General features: G+C 60.4%; 15 protein-coding genes and 1 riboswitch. Of the genes, 5 read left to right on the forward strand and 10 right to left on the reverse strand.

Going from position 1 to position 18,535, the window contains the following annotated elements; all coding sequences use genetic code 11:
* Positions 1–72: 72 nt before the first annotated feature.
* The 10 genes from ASILVAE211_RS00420 to ASILVAE211_RS00465 all read right to left on the reverse strand — a co-directional run bounded on the left by ASILVAE211_RS00420 (position 73) and on the right by ASILVAE211_RS00465 (position 11,653).
* Positions 73–954 carry a tetratricopeptide repeat protein gene (locus ASILVAE211_RS00420; protein ID WP_227319315.1) on the reverse strand — a complete coding sequence of 294 codons (882 nt, stop codon included), beginning with the start codon at positions 952–954 and terminating at the stop codon, positions 73–75.
* Between the two features lie 80 nt (positions 955–1,034).
* The gene (locus ASILVAE211_RS00425) at positions 1,035–2,051 is read right to left on the reverse strand and encodes a KpsF/GutQ family sugar-phosphate isomerase (protein ID WP_227319316.1); all 1,017 of its coding nucleotides are present in this window, start codon (positions 2,049–2,051) and stop codon (positions 1,035–1,037) included.
* Between the two features lie 109 nt (positions 2,052–2,160).
* Entirely contained in the window at positions 2,161–3,360 is a 1,200-nt protein-coding gene (locus ASILVAE211_RS00430) for a hypothetical protein (protein ID WP_227319317.1), read from the reverse strand.
* A gap of 391 nt (positions 3,361–3,751) precedes the next feature.
* Positions 3,752–4,882 (reverse strand): glycosyltransferase, encoded by a 1,131-nt coding sequence (locus ASILVAE211_RS00435; protein WP_227319318.1) that lies wholly within the window; start codon positions 4,880–4,882, stop codon positions 3,752–3,754.
* Positions 4,879–5,811 carry a hypothetical protein gene (locus ASILVAE211_RS00440; RefSeq protein ID WP_227319319.1) on the reverse strand — a complete coding sequence of 311 codons (933 nt, stop codon included), beginning with the start codon at positions 5,809–5,811 and terminating at the stop codon, positions 4,879–4,881. The genes ASILVAE211_RS00435 and ASILVAE211_RS00440 overlap by 4 nt, the downstream gene beginning before the upstream one ends.
* On the reverse strand, positions 5,804–6,889 hold the full coding sequence (locus ASILVAE211_RS26260) for a glycosyltransferase family 4 protein (protein ID WP_227319320.1): 1,086 nt from the start codon (positions 6,887–6,889) through the stop codon (positions 5,804–5,806). Before ASILVAE211_RS26260 ends, ASILVAE211_RS00440 begins: the two co-directional genes overlap by 8 nt.
* 94 nt (positions 6,890–6,983) lie before the next feature.
* Complete coding sequence (locus ASILVAE211_RS00450; protein WP_227319321.1) at positions 6,984–8,189, reverse strand: hypothetical protein; 1,206 nt, start codon at positions 8,187–8,189, stop codon at positions 6,984–6,986.
* 115 nt (positions 8,190–8,304) lie between these two features.
* On the reverse strand, positions 8,305–8,700 hold the full coding sequence (locus ASILVAE211_RS00455; protein ID WP_227319322.1) for a DUF4214 domain-containing protein: 396 nt from the start codon (positions 8,698–8,700) through the stop codon (positions 8,305–8,307).
* Between the two features lie 451 nt (positions 8,701–9,151).
* Positions 9,152–10,225, reverse strand: coding sequence for a HoxN/HupN/NixA family nickel/cobalt transporter (locus tag ASILVAE211_RS00460; protein ID WP_227319323.1), 1,074 nt, complete (start codon positions 10,223–10,225; stop codon positions 9,152–9,154).
* Between the two features lie 92 nt (positions 10,226–10,317).
* Positions 10,318–10,510, reverse strand: a riboswitch (cobalamin riboswitch).
* Positions 10,511–10,633: 123 nt separating this feature from the next.
* Entirely contained in the window at positions 10,634–11,653 is a 1,020-nt protein-coding gene (locus ASILVAE211_RS00465) for a glycosyltransferase family 2 protein (RefSeq protein ID WP_227319324.1), read from the reverse strand.
* 336 nt (positions 11,654–11,989) lie between these two features.
* Between ASILVAE211_RS00465 and ASILVAE211_RS00470 the strand changes: the two genes are divergently transcribed.
* From ASILVAE211_RS00470 to oiaX, 5 genes are all read left to right on the forward strand, one after another.
* Positions 11,990–12,298: a putative quinol monooxygenase gene (locus ASILVAE211_RS00470; RefSeq protein ID WP_227319325.1), complete on the forward strand. Its 309-nt coding sequence runs from the start codon at positions 11,990–11,992 to the stop codon at positions 12,296–12,298.
* A 367-nt stretch (positions 12,299–12,665) separates the two neighbouring features.
* Positions 12,666–13,706 carry an ABC transporter substrate-binding protein gene (locus ASILVAE211_RS00475; protein ID WP_227319326.1) on the forward strand — a complete coding sequence of 347 codons (1,041 nt, stop codon included), beginning with the start codon at positions 12,666–12,668 and terminating at the stop codon, positions 13,704–13,706.
* A gap of 31 nt (positions 13,707–13,737) precedes the next feature.
* Positions 13,738–16,233 (forward strand): ATP-binding cassette domain-containing protein, encoded by a 2,496-nt coding sequence (locus ASILVAE211_RS00480; protein ID WP_227319327.1) that lies wholly within the window; start codon positions 13,738–13,740, stop codon positions 16,231–16,233.
* Positions 16,233–17,252 carry an ABC transporter permease gene (locus ASILVAE211_RS00485; RefSeq protein WP_227319328.1) on the forward strand — a complete coding sequence of 340 codons (1,020 nt, stop codon included), beginning with the start codon at positions 16,233–16,235 and terminating at the stop codon, positions 17,250–17,252. The genes ASILVAE211_RS00480 and ASILVAE211_RS00485 overlap by 1 nt, the downstream gene beginning before the upstream one ends.
* Complete coding sequence (gene oiaX, locus ASILVAE211_RS00490) at positions 17,252–18,523, forward strand: 3-oxo-isoapionate-4-phosphate decarboxylase OiaX (protein ID WP_227319329.1); 1,272 nt, start codon at positions 17,252–17,254, stop codon at positions 18,521–18,523. Before ASILVAE211_RS00485 ends, oiaX begins: the two co-directional genes overlap by 1 nt.
* The last annotated feature ends 12 nt before the right edge of the window (positions 18,524–18,535 follow it).

Raw genomic sequence — 18,535 nt, forward strand, 5'->3', positions numbered from 1 at the left:
GTCTAGAAAATCTTAAATCTGACTGATGACCTTTCAAATATTTTGCCTCACAAAACTAGTTTTTCAGATCTTTTAATGCCTGCTCTTAAGCGAGGTTACAATGCGCGCTAATAGTCCCGATTTGTGTGAAGGAGCATTTAATTCCGGCCTTTTCGGCGTAATGTTTTCTGCGGGGCTATCGGCTTGGCGGGACCGCTGTATCGTAAGGATGTCCTGTATATTTCGCGGAATCAGATTGCTACCGGAGAGTTTATTTTCCCAGGTGACTGCCGCTATCGTGTCTCCTCGCTCTTTTGAATAAGAAACCATCATCTTGATAAATTTAGGATTATCTCCAAAGCGATCTGTGATTATTTTGGAAATTTTATCAGCTTCTTCTAATTTTTGATATTTTCTGTAGAGCGAAAATAGATGGAGATGAGCGTCTGTTATTCCCGTGCCGGCTGCTGTCGCATGTTGCGCCCACGTAATTGCGCGGTCTTGATCCCCCTTCTTCTGATATCGGTCAGATACAAAAATTCCATACTGAAGTTCGCTTGTGAGAAGGTCTTCCTGCAAAGGTGTCATTTGTCCCGGTTCAGATTGTGCATATATACCAAGTGCAGAAACTTCATCCAGTTGCGGCATCGTAGTTACGAAAACTCTTTTGGATCGAAGGTCATCCAACGGAACATTAAGAAAATTTCTGTCGAGAACGGTAATCAGCACTCGGTTCCAATGTCCGCGAATAGTTACTGATGCTCGCTCTATTTTGGTCAGTATGTTTGTTGAATCATGAAAATTTCCACGATTTTCATCAACGCAAAGGACGGCAAATTTTATCTTTCCAATCGAAACACTGTAGTCTTGGTAGTCATTCCTAACCGTCTCGACAAACCATCCATTCGACTCGAAATGATCTTTGACGGCCTTCAGAAGCTTCTGCCGCGATGGAGAATTGGTGAAACTGGCCATCGTGACGGTCTTGCCTTCTAGTAGTCGAAAAATACGGTTAGGCGAAGCGGCAAGCCTGTAGCACGGCTCTGTCCGGCCGGTCAGGCGATGCCGGCTTTCAGCAAATCATGAATATGCACCAGCCCAACCGGCTTCTTGTTATCCACGACGAAAATACAGGTGATCTTCGCATCGTTCATGATGGCCAGGGCCTGCATCGCCAGCGCTTCCGGCGGCAGCGTATAGGGGCGCTTGCCCATGGTATTCTGCACAGGCTGATCGACAAAACCTTTCTTGAAGGCGCGGCGCAGATCGCCGTCTGTCAGAATGCCAGCCAGCTTGCCCCCGTCATCCACCACAGCCGTGACGCCGAAGCGCTTGGATGTCATTTCCATGATTCCGTCAGACAGGCTGGCGGTGGTGGGAACGATGGGCAATTCGTCGCCGGTATGCATCAGCGCATGAACCTGCAGAAGCTTCGCGCCCAGCTTGCCGCCGGGGTGGAACTGGTGAAAATCCTCGGCCGAGAACTTCCGCTGCTCGAGCAGGAAAATGCTCAGCGCATCGCCCGCCACAAGCTGCATGGTGGTGGAGGTCGTCGGCGCCAGACCATTGGGGCAGGCTTCCGGGCTTTTGGGCAAGGCCAGACAGATATCGGCGGCGGAGCCCAGGGCGCTGTCAGGGCGTGACGTGATCGCCACCAGGGGCACGCCAAAGCGCCGCGTATAGGCAACGATATCGGCCAGTTCCGGTGACTCGCCGGACCAGGACAGCGCCAGAACAACGTCATTGTCACGGATAACGCCCAGGTCGCCGTGGCTGGCCTCACCGGGATGCACGAAATGGCTGGGTGTGCCGGTGGAGGCAAGCGTAGCGGCAATCTTGCGGCCAATATGGCCGGATTTGCCCATGCCGGTCACGATGACGGTTCCAGTCGCTGCGCTGATCACGGCGGCGGCGCGGGCGAAGGCGGCCGCCAGACCCGCGTCCAACGCCCCCAGGATGGCGGCAAGGCCCTGCTGTTCGATGGCAATGGCACGCGACACACTGGAAACCGCCGTCGCGACGGCGGCCGAATCCACGTCCGCTCTGGCCAATTCAAGCAATTTCGTTACCACGGCAAAATTCCTTGGCCCGTCATCGTCGACATGACACCCGATTCTTTACCGAGCTGCAACGCTTATGAGGCCGAGAGCAGCCTTTATGCGCCTGCTTTCCGGTCTTCCGCTATTCGGACAGTCTCTTGGTCAAAGCGGGCCAAACTTCGGCCATGAAGGCTTCGGATGAAATGCTGTAGGATTGGCCGGCAGCACCCGACCATTCGTAGTTCATCACGCCGCCATGCTCGCCGGTTTCCTCCCGGGTCGTCTTGCGGCAGATCAAATGCCCGTTGGGAAAACCCTTGAGCTGGTTTGCGAAATGGCCGTGCAGGCGCGGATGGCTGTAAAAGACGCCTTTGACATTCGCCATCAGCGCAATAAGGGCCGCCGTGCCGGCCGGGGCCAGGAAAAAATGGGCGGATTGTGATGCCCGCACCTTACTCACAAGATCCTTGCCGCCCAGGAATTCGATTGTCACGAAATCGCCAAGGGCATCGCGCCAGGTCTGGGCGATCTCTTTCTCAAGCTTGAAGATGCCGGCGTATAGTTCCTCAAGCTTGGCAGATGCGTCCGGGAAAATGGTGCCGGTCATGCCGTTGAGGACGATCGTCAGCTTCTTTGTTATCGTCTTGGTTTTCTTGAAAACATCAAGCAAGGCGTCGATCTGTTCGGCCCAGGACCGCTTTTCGAATTCCAGGGAGCAGAAAAGGCGCAGATTTTCGCGCGGGTCGACGTAAGCCGCCGGTGCGCCGGCCTCTTTCCAGATGGCAGACTGCACCTGCCGCATCAAAGCGGCCTGCGTGTCCCAGCTATTGTCGGGCAGGTAGCTTGATTCGACAATCGACGTGCCTTCGTGCAGGCTGTTTCGCCGCTGATGCCAGGCTTTGGGATCGAAATATTCGATCTCGCCGCGCATTTTCATTTCGGGGAAAATGGCCGGGTCGAAATAGGCCGTCACGCGCGATTGATGCACGGAAACGGTGGGCGCGATGTCCTCGGACGCGAAGAAGGTCGCGAATTTGGCAATGCTGACGGATTGGTCGATTGGGCGGCCATTCGCCAAAATCACCAGGGTGCGAGGCGTGCGGCCGTGCAATTTGCTATAAAGATTGCGTGTCTGCTCGTCCTGGATGACGGACAGGGACGGGTCACGCTCGGAATGCTGCCCGGCGATATGCAGGTCTTCCGTGCTCTCGTCTTTCGTCAGCAGCATCGTGCCGTTGTATAGGCCGTCGCAGACCAGCCACTGGCCGTCCTGGCGCACGACGTGAAGGCAATTATGCCAGACATGGCGGTCGCGCCTAACGAAATGCGCAACGTCATCCAAGGTCGTCGTTTCAAGAAATCTCTTGATCTGGGGCCGGCCGGATGCCTGATCGTCGGGAAGGCTATCAAGATAGCGCAATCCAATTTCCCGAAAGGCATTCCAGAATCTGGTTTGGCCGTCTGCCGCGGATAGACTGAGCGCGCTCATGACTGCCGCAAGCGCAGACCAGCTTTCGGCCCCGCTCTCCGGCAGATTTTGGAGCACGCCCCGCAAGATAGCGTCCATCACTTACTCCGTGCCATCAGCTGGTAGGCAAAGACAGTCATCAGCTAATAGCCTTTCGTCTCTATCCGATGTCTTGCATCACACTGTTCCCTATAAGGAAGGGCGGTGCATGACAATGGCCAAGGCTTGGCCAGCGCCATAGCCATCGGCAAGTCTATGATATCGCTTAGCGATCATGCCCAACCCGCTTCGCCAAATCCCCCAGCCGTTCATGCACGCTATCATAAAACGCCTGATACCCCGCGCGCATGCTGGCCGCCAGCGGGGCGACCTCCTCCGGGTGGTCGATGAGATGATGCAGCCGGTCGATCATCCCCGCCAGATCGTCATGCAGCAGGTCGGTGTGGATCGCCTCCAGCCCGGCGCCGCCGGCCTTGGTGCTCAGCACGGGCTTGCCGAAGGCCAGCGCCTCCACCGTCTTGATCTTCAGCCCGGTGCCGCCCACCATCGGGTTGACCACGATATCCAGCACGCCATAGGCGTCGGCCACGTCATCCACCATGCCTAAAGGCTGGAAGACCTTCAGATCCTTGACGGATCGGGTGATGCCGCCGAACAGATACAGTTTCGGCCAGGCGACGCGCGGCGTCTCGGCCAGGGACAGGGCCAAAGCCGCGTCGAATTCCTCCACGCTCCGCACATTCCACGGATTGCCGGAGCCCAGATAGCCGATGGTCAGGCTGTCCGCCTGGGTCGCAGGCAGATAATGCGGCGGGGCGGCGTATTCGATGGTCACAACCGGCGTCGCCGTAATGGCGGCGAAATGCCGTGCCTCGTCCGATTGAATGGCCAGAACCAGATTGGCGCGGTCCAGCCCGCGGCCTTCCTCCTCCAGCGAGGTATAGAACCAGTGCGGCTGCATGCCCGCCTGCCGCGCCACCTCATGGCGGCCGCCGAAGGCATCATGCGTATCCAGAATGCGCAGCGTGCGCGGGTCGGTGAAGCAATCCAGCAGCAGCGAGCACCACACGTAATTGACGATGACGGCGTCATAATGCGTGGTCTCGGCCAGAAAGCGCACGGCCTGCAGCAGATTGGGGCTCACCCAGTCATCCACGCCCCAATAGGCCGGATGCGCCCGGCGCGGCCGAAAGCCGCCGGTCGGCACCAGATACAGCGTGTCCCAGGCGGCGCGCATGGCATTGATCGATTCCTGATCGCTGCCGTCGATCGCGTAATAGAGCAGATCGACGGTCGCCCCGGCATCCTTCATGGCGCCTGCCACCTGGGCCACGCGCACGCGATTGCCCTGGGTCGCCGGATGGGTCGGCGTCGGGGTGATGACAAGCACCCTCATAGCTCTGTCTCCACCTTCAGCTTATGCAAGGCGAAGCCGAGGCGGCGGGAATGATCCTCGGTCGGCACCATGGCCGCCTGCAGCAGGTCGAAGCGGGCGAAGGCGGCGTCGCCCAATCCTTCCACCGCAATCTCGATCTTCAATTCGTCCGGGACATAGCGGCAGGGGAAGCTGCGGCCATTGACCAGAACGCGCAGATTGGCGGCATCCAGCGGGCGTTTATTGGCAAAGAAAAACAGGGTCAGCCGCGCCCGCGCGCCACCATGCATGGGCGCCAGGAAGGTCGCGATGGTTTCCGGCCCGGTCCAGGCCCAGCGGCCCCAGTCATCCCGCTCATTGGGATAAAGACCGTGGCAGGGCACGAAATCCTCGACGTCATAGACGCGCTCCGTTTCGCGCAGCCGGCGGCGGCGGGCGCCGTCCAATGTCAGAAAGCCAGCGGTCAGCGCGGCGGCGCCGATCTCATTGGCGAAAAGGCGCAGACCGGTGAGGCCGCACGCCGCGATATCGAAGCCGAGGTCGCATGCGGCCAGACCGTTGCGGGTGAGGTCCGGCATCCAAGCAGCGGAGACCTGGGGCGACAGGCAGATGGCGTCCGCGCCCATGCGGTCAAGCAGGCTGGCCACGCGGGCCGGATGGTCGACGCGATGCACCACCGCCAGGCGGCAGGATCGCAGATTGTCCAGCAAGGGCATCACGGCCTCAGGCCCCTGGGCCAGAACCGTGCGGTCCGGCAGCCAGATCCTGATATCCGTGCCGGCGGGCGGCAGCATGCGGACCATCAGCCGGTCGGGGCCGAGTTCCGACAGGCGCAGCACGCGGGCCTCCGCCGCGAAACCGGCCGCCGCGAAGCCAAGCGCGTCGGCGGTCGGGTTGATCTGCACGATATTGCGGATCACGGACGGGCTGATCGGGGCCGCGCTATCCATGGACGATCTCTTCATAGCGGCGCGCCATCAGCGCGGGGGACAGATCATCGCGCGCATGAGCATAGCCGGCCTGGCGATGCGCCCGCAGGATGGCGGGTTCGGTCATCAGTTGGCCGAACAGCTCGGCCAGTTCCCGGCTCGGATCGGCCTTGGCCGGGATACGAAAGCAGGTGCCGGCCGGCATTTCGGCATAGGAGCCGGTATCGGTGACGGCAATGCCGCAGCCGAGGCCGAGCGCGCGGGAGAGGGAGCCCGAACTTTCGCCGAAGGTCGGATAGCGCAGGTTGCAAATGAGGTCGCTGGCCAGCAGCACATCGCGCATCCGCGCCTCGCTGAGGAAACCGGTCAGCATCACCTGGCCGCGCATGCCGAACTGATCGATGACGCGCTCCACATCATATTCATGCGGCCTCACCTGGCCCGCGATGAGGAAGGTGGCGCGGGCGCGCAGATCGGCGGGGAGCTGCATCATCGCGCGGATGATCGCGTCATATTGCTTATTCGCCGTCACGAAGCCGAGCGTGGTGACGACAAAACGATCCTGCGCGATATTCAGCCGCGTGCGGGCCGCCTGTTTCAGCGGCGCCTGCCCATCCGGTCCGATGGCGGAGGGATAGGCGAAATGCGGGATGACATGGATCGGCATGCCCGGCAGCCGCGCCCCCACCACCCGTGCCGCGAAATGCGAATGCACGATGATGGCGCTGGCGCGATTCAACCAGGACAGCAGCTTGATCTCCTGATAGTCCATCACGCGCTTGAAGCCGGGCTGGCGCCATAGCCGCATCAGGGCTTCCGCGCGCTGCGGCTGCTCCTCGGCCAGGCTGGCCTCGAAGAAGCCCGGAATGACGTCATTGGTACATTCGGCCAGATAATGCAGCGTCGCGTCATGCACGACGGCGACGCCGCCATAGCGGTGAAACAGCGGCACGAGAAAAACATGGTCACTGTTATTGCCGAAATGGAAGATGTTCCGGCCGCGCTCCAACTGCCGCAAGGCTTCCGGCTCATGGTCCGAAAAGACGCGGATAGGGCCGGGCGGCAGGACCGGCTGCATGGCCTGGGTGATGACGCCCACGGGGCGCGTCCCATGCCGCACAAGCTCGTGGGCATAATCCGCGATGCCGTTCGCTTGTGGCGGCCAGGGCGTGCAAATTGTATACATTGATCGGCTAGCTGAAGAAAATCTGCGCTGCCACAAAGGCCGCACTCAAGGCGCGCGCGTCGCCCGGCGCCCGGTAGGCCTGTTTGAAGGTGAGGTTGAGGATAATGGCGCGGTCGGACCGCACGCTGCCCGGAGCGATGGGGAAGGTGATTTCGCTATAGCCCTCGGGGGCCGTGCTGAATTCGGCTTGAATCGGAAATCCGTTCAGGCTGCCGCTCGCGTCATCAAACCGCACGCCGCTGCCGACCGCGCCGAATTGCAGGCGCAACGCGCGGGCCGTGGGATTGACGTCTTTCAGGAAAAGGGTCACGTCGGGGCCGAACCAGCGCCAGAAGGCCCGTCCGTCCGATTCAACCTCGTAGAAACCGACGCCGTCGATGTCATGGGCCGTGCGTCGCGCGATGTCTTCCTCGACGGCGGCGGCCCGTTCGGCCGTCATCTGCTGCGCCAGCGCCGGGTCGATTTTGCCGGCCAGGAACTTGACCTCGCGATCGAGCCGGTCATTGATCAGGAAATAGAACATATCCAGGCGGTCAAGCAGCTGCTTGTCACGGCTGATATTGGCGATCGTGTCCATACGCGACTGCGCGCGCTCGAAAAAGGACGACAACTCATCGTAGCGGGCCTGTAGGCGTTTCAAATCCGTCAGCACCGGCCCCATGATGTTCATCCAGGTGATGGAGCTGGCATAGATGCCGGTGCCGGTCGCGATATCGGTGATTTCGACATAGGCGCCGTCACGCAGAAGCGCCCGCAGCGGAAAGGCGATTTCGTGCGTGATAGCGGACGGATGGCCGACAAAGGGGCGGGGTTTTGAGACGGCGGTGCCGGTTTCGGCGCCGTTGACATACAGGGTGCATTCGCGGGCATATTCCGGTAGCGTCTCGATCGTCAGATCGAAGGATACCGCACGGTCGCTGACGGATGTCAGGTCAACTTTGACGGTCGGTGCACCGACGGATTGCAGCAGCGCGGCCTTATCGCGCAGCGGAACGGTCGCGGCAATTTCCTGCCCGGTACGGGCCAGGAGAGAGCGGATTTCGGTCGGAAATTCCATGACGGGCAGGTCGCGCAACGATATCTGCGCGGACGGCACTGCCTTGGCGCCCCGGCCCTTGCTGACCGAAGTGGTGCCGATCAGGTAATCTCCCGCGAAAGCCTCAATCCTGTCGCTTTCGCTGACGCCGGTTTCCGTATCGAATACATAATCCAAGACGCCGTCTTGCAACGTCAGATCGGCCAGCACCAGAGTTGTCGTCGATTTTGCAGTGCGCGGTGGCGTCGTTTCCTCGGCGGCGGGCGCGGGCGGGGTAACCTTTGCCTTGGTTCTAGCTGTAGATTTGGGCGTTTTCGGCATAGCGAGGCACCCCTAGGTTGCCGTGGCGATCGAAGAACCGGTGGTCGTGGACAAGATCGGTGACCACGGCCGGCAATCCCTGTCTGATAAGGCTGTCCGTCACGGCTTTGACGTCCGTGATGGTTATATCGGTGATGTTGAAGAAACTTGCCAGCAGATTGCGGCCAAGCTCGTTAGGCGTCTGGTTGACAACGAATTTCTGGCAGAATTCCTCGCAGGTATAAAATTCTACAATCATCGTTTTCAGCGGCATCGCCTCGTCGCTTAGGCTTCTCACATAAAAGTCATAGCCTTCAGCATCGGCATTGCGATGCAAAATATTGCCATAGAGAAGTCCTGCGAGTTTCTGCGCAGCGTTGTTGTTCATCGTGAATCTTGCCTCGATGGATGCGTCTATCTTCGCAAGCAGGCCGAAACCTATCACGAAATTGTTGCATTGCAACGCTGGACCCACCCAAAAGGCCTAATTTTAATACTAAAGTTGAAAAATTTTCTGCGAAAACATGAGCATGCGAAAATCTTATGCGTCGAGATCGTTCCTGTTTTCTACGAGGACTCACGCCTTTGTGATGCGGCCCGTGTTATGGCCAATCGTGACGCTTTAGGGAAGGCCTGTGGTGAGACGGCAGCTAGCTCTTCACGGCTAGAGCTCCGTTTGTCGTGCATTGATCCCGGCATCATCGAGCGATTGAAACGAATACTCGGCAAAACCGGTTCGACCGCCTCCCGCATATCAAAATATGAATTGAGACGGCGCCTGCCGCGCCTGCCTGGACGAGCGGGAGCTTTCTGCCCCCCGCTCGTTTGGAGAACGGCGGTCAGGGCTTGGCGCTACCCGTCTGGCTGATCTCGATATCGTCGAGCCTCTTCACCCGGTAGATGACAAAGGAGATGATCCAGGCTGCGGCGAAAATGGCGATGATGCCGTAGCCGAGCAGGCCGAAATTATTGTTCAGGTCACCCATCCGGTCCCAGAACCAGCCCTGCAGGTTCAGCTCGCCCGCAATCAGGCCCAGCGTCTCGATCCCGCCGATGAGAATGGCGACGATGGCAGAGACGATCGTGATGGTCAGATTATAATAGAGTTTGCGAATGGGCTTTACGAAAGCCCAGCCATAGGCGCCAAGCATGAGGATGCCGTCGGTCGTGTCGATCAGCGACATGCCGGCTGAGAAAAGCGCCGGAAAAGCCAGGATCGACCAGACCGGAAGGCCTTTGCTGGCCTCCGTCGCGGCGACGGTCAGCAGGCTGACCTCTGTGACGGTGTCGAAGCCAAGACCGAACAGAAAGCCGACCGGCAGCATCTGCCAGCTGTGATCGATGAGCCGGAACAGCGGGCGCAGCAGGCGCGCGATTAGGCCGCGATTGTTGAGCAGAATATTGAAGCTGTCGTCGTCATATTGGCCGCCACGCCGGACATGGCGATAGGTCTTCCAGACGCCACGCGCGATCATCAGGTTCATGACGGCCATGATCAGCAGAAAGCTGCCCGAGACCACGGTGCTGATGATGCCGGCGGCGTCATTGAAGGCGTTGAACCCTTTCTGCAGGCCAACCACGGCGACCGCGATGATGCCTGTGCCGATGAGCAGTACCAAAGAATGGCCGATGGAAAAGAAGAAACCGACGGTGACCGGGCGTTTACCCTCCTGCATCAGCTTGCGCGTTACATTGTCGATGGCTGCGATATGGTCGGCGTCGACAGCGTGCCGCAGGCCGAAGCTATAGGCGAGAAGGGCGGTACCGAGCAGTACAGGGCGGTTATGAAAAGCCGCGATTGCCCAGACCCAGGCGCCGATATTCGCGGCAATCAGGAAACTGTACATTCCCACGACTTTGCCGCGCACATCGGCGGCAGCGTCGTTAAAGACAAGCCTCAGAGTTTTTAACATAACAAAACTGCCTTCAAACGGCGTTTGTCTCTGCAGACCGGTTCAGGAAAGCAGGTCCTGAACCCACCGAGGCACCCCGCCCGGTGTGAATGCTTTGACGCCTGTCGATGGCAGGTCTCCTGGCTCGCGGGTCTTTATCCGGCATCGCCTTCCCGGGTTGCCCCAGTGGCATCATGACGCAGGACTCGCCGCTTACAGTTGCGGGGGCAGCCACGGCTTTGGGCTCGTCGCCCGCACCGCATTCCCGTTTAATCCCTTCGCGGGGAACCATCACGTCTGCCTTAGCGGCTGGGCTGGGGCATCGCAAGCCTTAGCGCCAGGACTGACGCCCGTCCTAAATTGTGCAAAGTGTCAGCGCCGACCGCAATCGTGCCGTCCCGATGACAAAGGCGGCGAGGGGCTCGCTGGTCAGGGCTCGATTTTGAGACTGTCGTCTATCCGCTTGCGCGCGGCCTGATCAGTGTCGACCAATTTCCCGAATTCGGTCGCCAGTTCGTAAGAATATTTCAGAATCATGCTGACGCATTTCATCTTATAGTTTGTCACGCGCGTGTATCTTAACGCACCGCCGAGATAGTCGATCGGATTTTGGGACATGATGCGCTCATTGGGCGTCTGCCTGAAAAATCCTTCATTCTGGATGATCTGCTCAGGCCGTTCGAGCAATATCCCGAAAGGCGCGATGTAATGCGTCCGCGTGCCCCGGGAGGTTTCCTTAGCGCCGGCGGCGGTGATTTTCAGCCGGCCGATGACCCATTTATAGATGTCGTGCCAACCGGAACGGCGGGGGTAATGGGCAAATAAAATATCCTGGTTTTGAATGATGGTCAGGGAGCCGGTCTCTCGATCCGCGCTGTGGTTCCCCGGTCTAATGGTAATGCCGGTTCCCGCGCGCATCATGATTTTATGGACGTCATGCGGCACCGTATGCCGCCAGACCATGCGTGCGGGCACAACCAGCTCATGCTCGTTATCGGTCATCGCATCCATATAATTGACGAGACGGACTTGCACGCCATCGACCTCGCCCGGAACGCTTTGCAGAAATGCACGCAAGGACAGGCCCGCATTCCGCATGTCCAGAAACTCGTCGGCATCGAAAAAGATCACCCAATCCGCGGCATGATGATCGCGCGCCCGGTTGAACAGGAAGGTATTCCGATTTCCCTCGTCAAATACGACGCATCGAATTTCAATGAGATCGAGCGGCAAGCCTTCCTCGATCATTGACCGGACAATGACGGCGGTGTCGTCATTGCTGCCGTCGTCAAGAACAATAATCCTGTCGCAGAGTTTCAGATGATGGCGTAATACGGATTCAATGATGTCATCCTCGTTGAGGGTCCTGACGACGCCGACGATTATCACCTTACGCCTCCCAGATTCGAAAACGGTCAGCCGCCACCTGTAGGCAGCCTCAAGCTGCACTGACCGCGCGGGCGGCCTGGCAAGCTATTGATTGATTTGCTTTCGAATTTCTTTACATGCGTCATATTTCTCGTGGATTTGACATAAGCATCGCGATGCAGGCGCTGTGTCCAAGCCGGGTTCAATAAATGACCTTTCCAGGCAGAGGTTTTCTGCCGGATGAGCGGCATGCGACGGCAGTGAATCATCGCAAAAAATATTGAATATTGTCTTACTGTCTGACGGGTGACCTGGTCATATTGTCGCGGAATTAGCTCTGGGCCTTCGCGCCGGAGGCCGGTATGGTCGCCGTCGCGACAATGACACCCGACGCCCGGGACTGACGAGACAGGCCTTATGATCAGCAGCACCACCATTCTCAGGGCAAAGCCGGGTTACGAAGGCGCTATCCGCGAGGCCCTGCTCGATCTCGCTGAATTCGTTCAGTCGGAGGAGACCGAGACGGTCGACTTCCGTATTCTGGCCGATGAGCAGGACAAGGCGATCTTCACTCTGCTCGGGCGCTTCACCTCCCGCGCCGCCCTGGACTTGCACCTCAATTCCGGCGTGATGGAGCGCTTCCTGTGGGGGGCGAAATCCATGCTGGACGGTCCCATGACCCTCTCCATGGGCGAAGAGATCTTTGCCAAGCCTGCCACCCGCTGACGCAGCGACGGTCAGACGTCTCAGGATAAGCCGTGCAGATAATGCGCCTCGGCCATTCGGATGAATTGGCGGCGCGGCTGCCGCTCAATAACCATGCGCGCAGGGCAAAACAGGCGCCCCCAAGGCGCCCCCCGGCATGCCGGTTTTGGCCGAAAACAGCCGCTTTCTGGTGATCGTGGCGCGCTGCCGCCAGATCGGGGCGGCGAGATAATCTGAGTTTTCACGGTAGTACTTTTGCCGGGCGCAGGGGTCTTTTCAGCGTCTTGGTACTGGTATAATGAGCTTACCAACCTCGACGGCGATAACGCCTCAGGGATCAATAAACGGTTCGGGGCAGCCGAACCCTTTCATGGAGGAATGTGTACTGATGAAACTCAAGACCCTCGTGGCCTCTGGCCTGGCGCTCCTCGCAGGGCTCGGCGTTTCCGCCGCCCCGGCTTTCGCCTCGGCCGACAAGCCCGTCATCGCGCTGTCGAACGCATTCTATGGCAATATCTGGCGCCATCAGATGGTCGAGGCTTTCGAAGCCTCTGCCAAGCAGGCCAAGGCCGATGGCAAGATCGCCGATTACATCATTCTGAACGGTGACGGCAGCGTCAGCCAGCAGAACAGCCAGATCGCCGAACTGATCCTGAAAGGCGTCGATGCCATCGCCATCGACGCCGCGTCCGAGACGGCCGAGAACGGCATGATTCAAAAGGCCTGCCGCGCCGGCATCAAGGTCATTTCCTTCGACTCGGTTGCCTCCGCACCCTGCAATACCCAGCTGAATTTCGACTTCGCCGGCTATAAGACCGCGCAGGCCAATGCCGTGATGGATATGATCCACCACAAGGGCAATATCGTGGTCGTCCGTGGCGTGAAGGGCTCGGCCCCCGATGTCACCATGTATGGCGCGCAGCTCGCCGTTCTGAAGAAGAACCCGGATGTGCATGTTGTCGCGACCGTCTTCGGTCAGTGCGATGCCGCCGTCGCGCAGTCCGCCATCGCCAATGTTCTGCCCAGCCTGCCGCATGTCGATGCCGTGCTGGGCCAGGGCGGCGATGACTACGGTGACGCGCAGGCCTTCGCGCAAGCTGGCAGCGCCTATAAGGACCATATGCCGATCGTCGAAGGCGGTGGCAGCTCCAACTTCATCCGTTGGTGGGCCGCCGAGAACAAGGCGAATGGTTATGAGACGATTTCTATGAACACCACGCCGGGCATCGGCAGCGCCGCCTTCTGGCTGACGCTGGGCATCGTCAAAGGCGCCAACGTGCCCAAGACGCTGATCATGCCGGTGGCGACCGTGAACAAGGACAATCTGGCGAAATACGCCGATCTGCCGCCGAACATCATCGTCAGCCCGACCTATTCGCAGGATTGGGTGCAGACGAATCTGATCAATCAGAAGTCGGCGCAGAACTGATCGCGACCGGTTAGCGGAAACGGATGACGCCATGAACCGTGACGCAGTTTTGGGGGAGATGGACGTCTCCCCCCAGCGTGAACCAGGGACAGTGCAGGCGGCGGCGCCAGCCATCGTCGCTTTGCATGATGTCACCAAGGCTTTCGGCTCGACGCTCGCCAATGACCAGGTGTCGCTCATCATCGCCCCCGGCGATGTCGTTGGCCTGGTCGGCGGCAATGGTGCGGGCAAAAGCACGCTGATGCGTCAGCTTTGCGGTGTCATGCGTCCCGATTCCGGACGGCTGGAACTGGATGGACAGGCAACTGCCTGGGATCGCTGGGGGCCTGCGGAAGCGCAGGCCCATGGCATCCGCATCGTCCATCAGGAATTGTCGCTCTGCGCCAATCTGACGGTGGCCGAAAATTTCTTTCTGGAAGCGCCGGATCTGGCGAAGCCCGTTCCCGGCTGGCGCCGCGCCTATAAGGTGCGTGCGCGCCAGGCGCTGGATTTCGTCTTTCCGAATAATGGCATCGATATCGACAGCGTCATTGAAGACCTGTCCATCGGCCACCGCCAGATGGTGGAAATCGCGCGTGCCGCGATGGTGCCGAATGTGCGCGTGCTGATTCTGGATGAGCCGACCTCGTCGCTCGACCTGGAACGCAGCCGGCAATTGCGCGCCTTCATCCATGCCCGCGCAGCGGAAGGTTTGGCGACCATTTTCATCAGCCATAAGCTGGTGGAAATCGAAGATGTCGCCACCCGTATCATGGTGCTGCGCAACGGCCGCGTGACGCGGACGGGCGATCGCGGCGACATCACCATTGCCGATATGGTTCAGGCCATGGGCGGCAGCGCCACTGAAGTGCTGCGTCGCTCCCATGGGGCGGAACACGCCGCTTCCGGCCCGCAGCGTCTGCGCATCACCGGCCCGGTCGTCGCACCGCTCGGCGGCGAATTGATTTTGAACGAAGGTGAGATCATCGGTCTCGCCGGATTGGAAGGCGCGGGTCAAAAAACCTTCCTGCATGAGCTTTATGCCGGCAAGTCCAGCCGCGGCAATCGCATCGAGCGCAGCGGCGCGGTCAGCTTCGTCTCCGGCGACCGTCAGCGCGAAGGCGTCTTCGCCTTCTGGAACGTCTTCGCCAATATGGATATCGAGCGCGTCGGCCGGCGTTTTGCGCTGGCCCCCTTCGCGCGTGACGATGACGCCGTGGCGATCAAGGGCGCGTCCGAGCAGCTGCGGCTGGATTCCGGCCGCTTCGGGTCCGGCATTCTCGATCTGTCGGGCGGCAATCAGCAGAAGGCGCTGGTCGGTCGCGCGCTGGTCAGCGATTCGCCGACCATCCTGCTGGATGACCCGACGCGCGGCGTGGATGTGGCCGCGAAAGCCGATTTCTATCGCCTCTTCGGCGAAGCCGCCGATGCCGGACGGCTGATCGTCTGGCTGTCGACCGAAGACCTCGAATTCCTGGAATGCGACCGCGTGCTGGTTTTCAGCAAGGATCGCATCGTGCGCGAATTGAAGCGCGAGGAAATTACGGAAGACGCCATCATCGGCGCGTCCTTCGCGGACCAGATGACGAAAGGCGAGGACAAGGCAGCCCTTGGTGCGCAGAAGCGCGACTGGGGCAAGACCATCATCAAGGCCGCGCCCTTCGTCAGCCTTGCCGTAATTTTCGCGATCATGATGCTCGTCAACCATAAGACGGCGACCGTCTTCGGCCTGGACCTGCTGCTCAGCTCCTCCATCCCGCTGGTGCTGGTGGCGCTGGCGCAGATGTTCGTTGTCGGCGGCAGCGAGATCGACCTGGGCGTCGGTGCTTTCGCCGGCCTCATCAACGTGCTGAGTGCGACCCTGCTGGTGGATACGCCGCTGATCGGCATCGCGGCCATCGTTGGCAGCGTCATCGTCTACAGCTTGCTCGGCGCGCTGATCCGCATCCGTCATATTCCGGCGATCGTCGTCACGCTCGGCGCGTCCTTCGTCTGGGAAGGCACCGGCTATTCGCTGCAACCTTCGCCCGGCGGCAGCAGCCCGGACTGGCTGACGACTTTGTTCAGCTGGTCGGTGCCCGGCATCCCGACGTCCGTCATCATCATCCTGGTCCTGTCCGCCATCGCGGTCGTCATCGACCGTGCTCCGCTTGGCGTCGTCCTGCGCGGTTTCGGCAATAATTCCCCGGCGCTTGTCCGCAGCGGCTGGTCTGCTCTGCGCTACAGCACGATCCGCTACGGCATGGCGGCGATCTTCGCCACGCTGGCGGGCCTGTCGCTGACCGCCATCAATACCGCCAGCGACATCACCGTCGGCGGCCCCTTCACGCTGTCGAGCGTCGCGGCGGTCGTCATCGGTGGCTGCATGCTGCTCGGCGGTGTGCTGGCCCCCTGGGGCGTGGTCGCCGGCGCGGTTCTGCTGTCGCTGATCGGCGCGCTGCTCGGCGCGCTGAATGTCAGCACCGATTACAACGCGGCCGTGCAAGGGCTGTTGCTGCTGGGCGTGTTGGCGCTCCGATCCATGTTGACCCGGCGGGGAGACGCGTGATGGCCCAGAACGCGATGACACAGAACAAGTCGTTCAATTTGATGGAATGGGCGCAGCGCAACCGCTGGGTCTGGTCGCTGCTCGGCGTCGTCTTCATCTGGATCATTCTGTCCGGCGTCACCGGCCGCTTCAGCCTCAGCAGCCTGTCCGGCGTTGCGATCTCGGCCTCCTTCCTGGCGCTGGCCGGTCTGGGGCAGATGTTCGTCGTCACTGCCGGGCGCGGCAATATCGATCTGTCGATCCCGAATGTGCTGACGCTCAGCGCCTATATGAGCACCATCCTGATCCAGGGCCATGATCATCGGCTGTGGATGGGCGTGCTGGTGGCCATTGCCATCGGTCTCGTCGTCGGCTCCGTCAATGCCTTTCTGGTTTTGGCTTTGCGTATTCCCTCCATCATCGCGACCCTGGCGACGGGCTATATCCTGGCGACCTTCAGCCTCTTTGCGAACCGCGCTTTGGTCAGCTACGGCGTCAGCCCGACGCTGAAATGGCTGACGACCGCACGCTTCGGCGCGCTGCCGGTGATCGCCATCGTCGCTGTCGTCGCCGTCGCCATTTCTGCCGTGGTGCTGGGCAAGCTGGTCTATGGCCGTACGCTCTCGGCGGTCGGACAGAACAGCCGCGCGGCCTATCTGGCCGGTCTGAAGGTCACGCGCATTGTGGCCGCAACATTCCTGATCAGCGCCGTGCTGGCGGCGGTTGATGGTCTGCTGCTGCAAGCCTATGTCGGTGGTGCCTTCCTCGATATGGGCGGGCCTTACCTGCTGCAATCGCTCGGCGCGGTTGTGCTCGGCGGGTCACTGATCATGGGTGGCGCTTCCACCGCCGTCGGCACGCTCTTCGGCTGCGTCCTGCTGGTGCTGATTGTCGCTACCATGCAGGTGGCCGGTCTGCCGCAGGGCATGCAGGATATCGTGCAAGGCCTGGTCGTCATTTTCGTGCTGTCGCTGGCCGGCGGCGTGAAGGGGCGGACAGTGAAGAAGGCGCGGCCCAAGCCCGCGCAGGAGACAGCGTAATGGCCTTTATTCGCCTCACCTACCGCATCGAAACGCCGGGTGACGTGCGCCGCATGGCGGACAAGATCGCCAGCGACCAGACGACCGGCACCTTCGTGCCGGTGCCGGGGGAAACGCCGGACCTGAAAGCGCGTTGCGCGGCCCGCGTCGTCGCCATTCGCGACTTGGAACCCTATGCCGAGCCGACCTATCCGCAGGATCGGGTCACCTCGTCCGATCCGCGCCCCTATAAGCGTGCCGATATCGATGTCGACTTTCCGCTGGAAGTGGTCGGTACCGATATCGCGGCGCTGACGACCATCGCCTTCGGCGGCGTCTTTTCCGTGCGCGGGCTATCGGGCGTTCGCATCGTCGACATGAAGCTGCCGGAGGAATTCATTCGCGCCTATCCGCGTCCGCAATTCGGCATCGCCGGGTCGCGCCGCGTCTCGGGCGTGCAGGGGCGTCCGCTGATCGGCAGCATCATCAAGCCGGCGCTCGGCCTCTCGCCCGAGGATGTGGCGACGGTCACGAAGGAACTGGTCGAGGCGGGCGTCGATTTCATCAAAGACGATGAGAAGATGATGAACCCAGGCTATGCGCCCCTGGAAGCGCGCGTGAAGGCCGTGATGCCGGTGCTGAAAAATCATGAGCAGAAGACCGGCAAGACCGTGCTGTATGCCTTCGGCATTTCCTCCGCCGACCCGGATACGATGCTGCGTCACCATGATCTGGTGGCGGATGCCGGCGGCACCACGGCGGTGATCAATATCAATGCGCTCGGCTATGGCGGCATGATGTATCTGCGCAAGCGCTCGCGCCTCATCCTGCATGCGCATCGCAGCCAGTGGGATATGCTGACCCGCCACCCGGATCTGGGTCTGGAATTCAGCGTCTATCAGCAGCTGTGGCGTCTGCTCGGCGTCGATCAGTTCCAGATCAACGGCATAGGCGCGAAATATTGGGAGCCGGACGAAAGCTTCCTGAAATCCTTCCATGACTGCATGACGCCGCTGCTGGACGACAGCGACCGGCCGCTGCCGGTCGTCGGGTCCGGCCAATGGGGCGGCCAGGCGCCGGAAACCTATGCCCGCAACGGGAAGTCCACGGATCTGCTGTATCTCGGCGGCGGCGGCATCATGGGCCATCCCGGCGGGCCGGGCGCGGGCGTGCGCGCCATCGCCCAATCCTGGGAAGCGGCCGTTTCCGGCATTCCGCTGGAAACCTATGCCCGCGACCATAAGGAATTGGCCCAGTCTATCGAGGCTTTCGGCAAGACGGGCGTGTCGTAAAGGCCGTTCCTC

This window comes from Acidisoma silvae (assembly GCF_020618775.1).
GTDB classification, from domain to species: Bacteria; Pseudomonadota; Alphaproteobacteria; order Acetobacterales; family Acetobacteraceae; genus Acidisoma; species Acidisoma silvae.

Excerpts from the sequence above, each read along its gene's own strand:
- ASILVAE211_RS00470 (WP_227319325.1), top strand. The coding sequence starts at position 11,990 with ATGATCAGCAGCACCACCATTCTCAGGGCAAAGCCGGGTTACGAAGGC.
- ASILVAE211_RS00485 (WP_227319328.1), top strand. The coding sequence starts at position 16,233 with ATGGCCCAGAACGCGATGACACAGAACAAGTCGTTCAATTTGATGGAA.
- ASILVAE211_RS00460 (WP_227319323.1), bottom strand. The coding sequence starts at position 10,225 with ATGTTAAAAACTCTGAGGCTTGTCTTTAACGACGCTGCCGCCGATGTG.
- ASILVAE211_RS00435 (WP_227319318.1), bottom strand. The coding sequence starts at position 4,882 with ATGAGGGTGCTTGTCATCACCCCGACGCCGACCCATCCGGCGACCCAG.
- ASILVAE211_RS00480 (WP_227319327.1), top strand. The coding sequence starts at position 13,738 with ATGAACCGTGACGCAGTTTTGGGGGAGATGGACGTCTCCCCCCAGCGT.
- ASILVAE211_RS00420 (WP_227319315.1), bottom strand. The coding sequence starts at position 954 with ATGGCCAGTTTCACCAATTCTCCATCGCGGCAGAAGCTTCTGAAGGCC.
- ASILVAE211_RS00475 (WP_227319326.1), top strand. The coding sequence starts at position 12,666 with ATGAAACTCAAGACCCTCGTGGCCTCTGGCCTGGCGCTCCTCGCAGGG.
- oiaX (WP_227319329.1), top strand. The coding sequence starts at position 17,252 with ATGGCCTTTATTCGCCTCACCTACCGCATCGAAACGCCGGGTGACGTG.
- ASILVAE211_RS00455 (WP_227319322.1), bottom strand. The coding sequence starts at position 8,700 with ATGAACAACAACGCTGCGCAGAAACTCGCAGGACTTCTCTATGGCAAT.
- ASILVAE211_RS00440 (WP_227319319.1), bottom strand. The coding sequence starts at position 5,811 with ATGGATAGCGCGGCCCCGATCAGCCCGTCCGTGATCCGCAATATCGTG.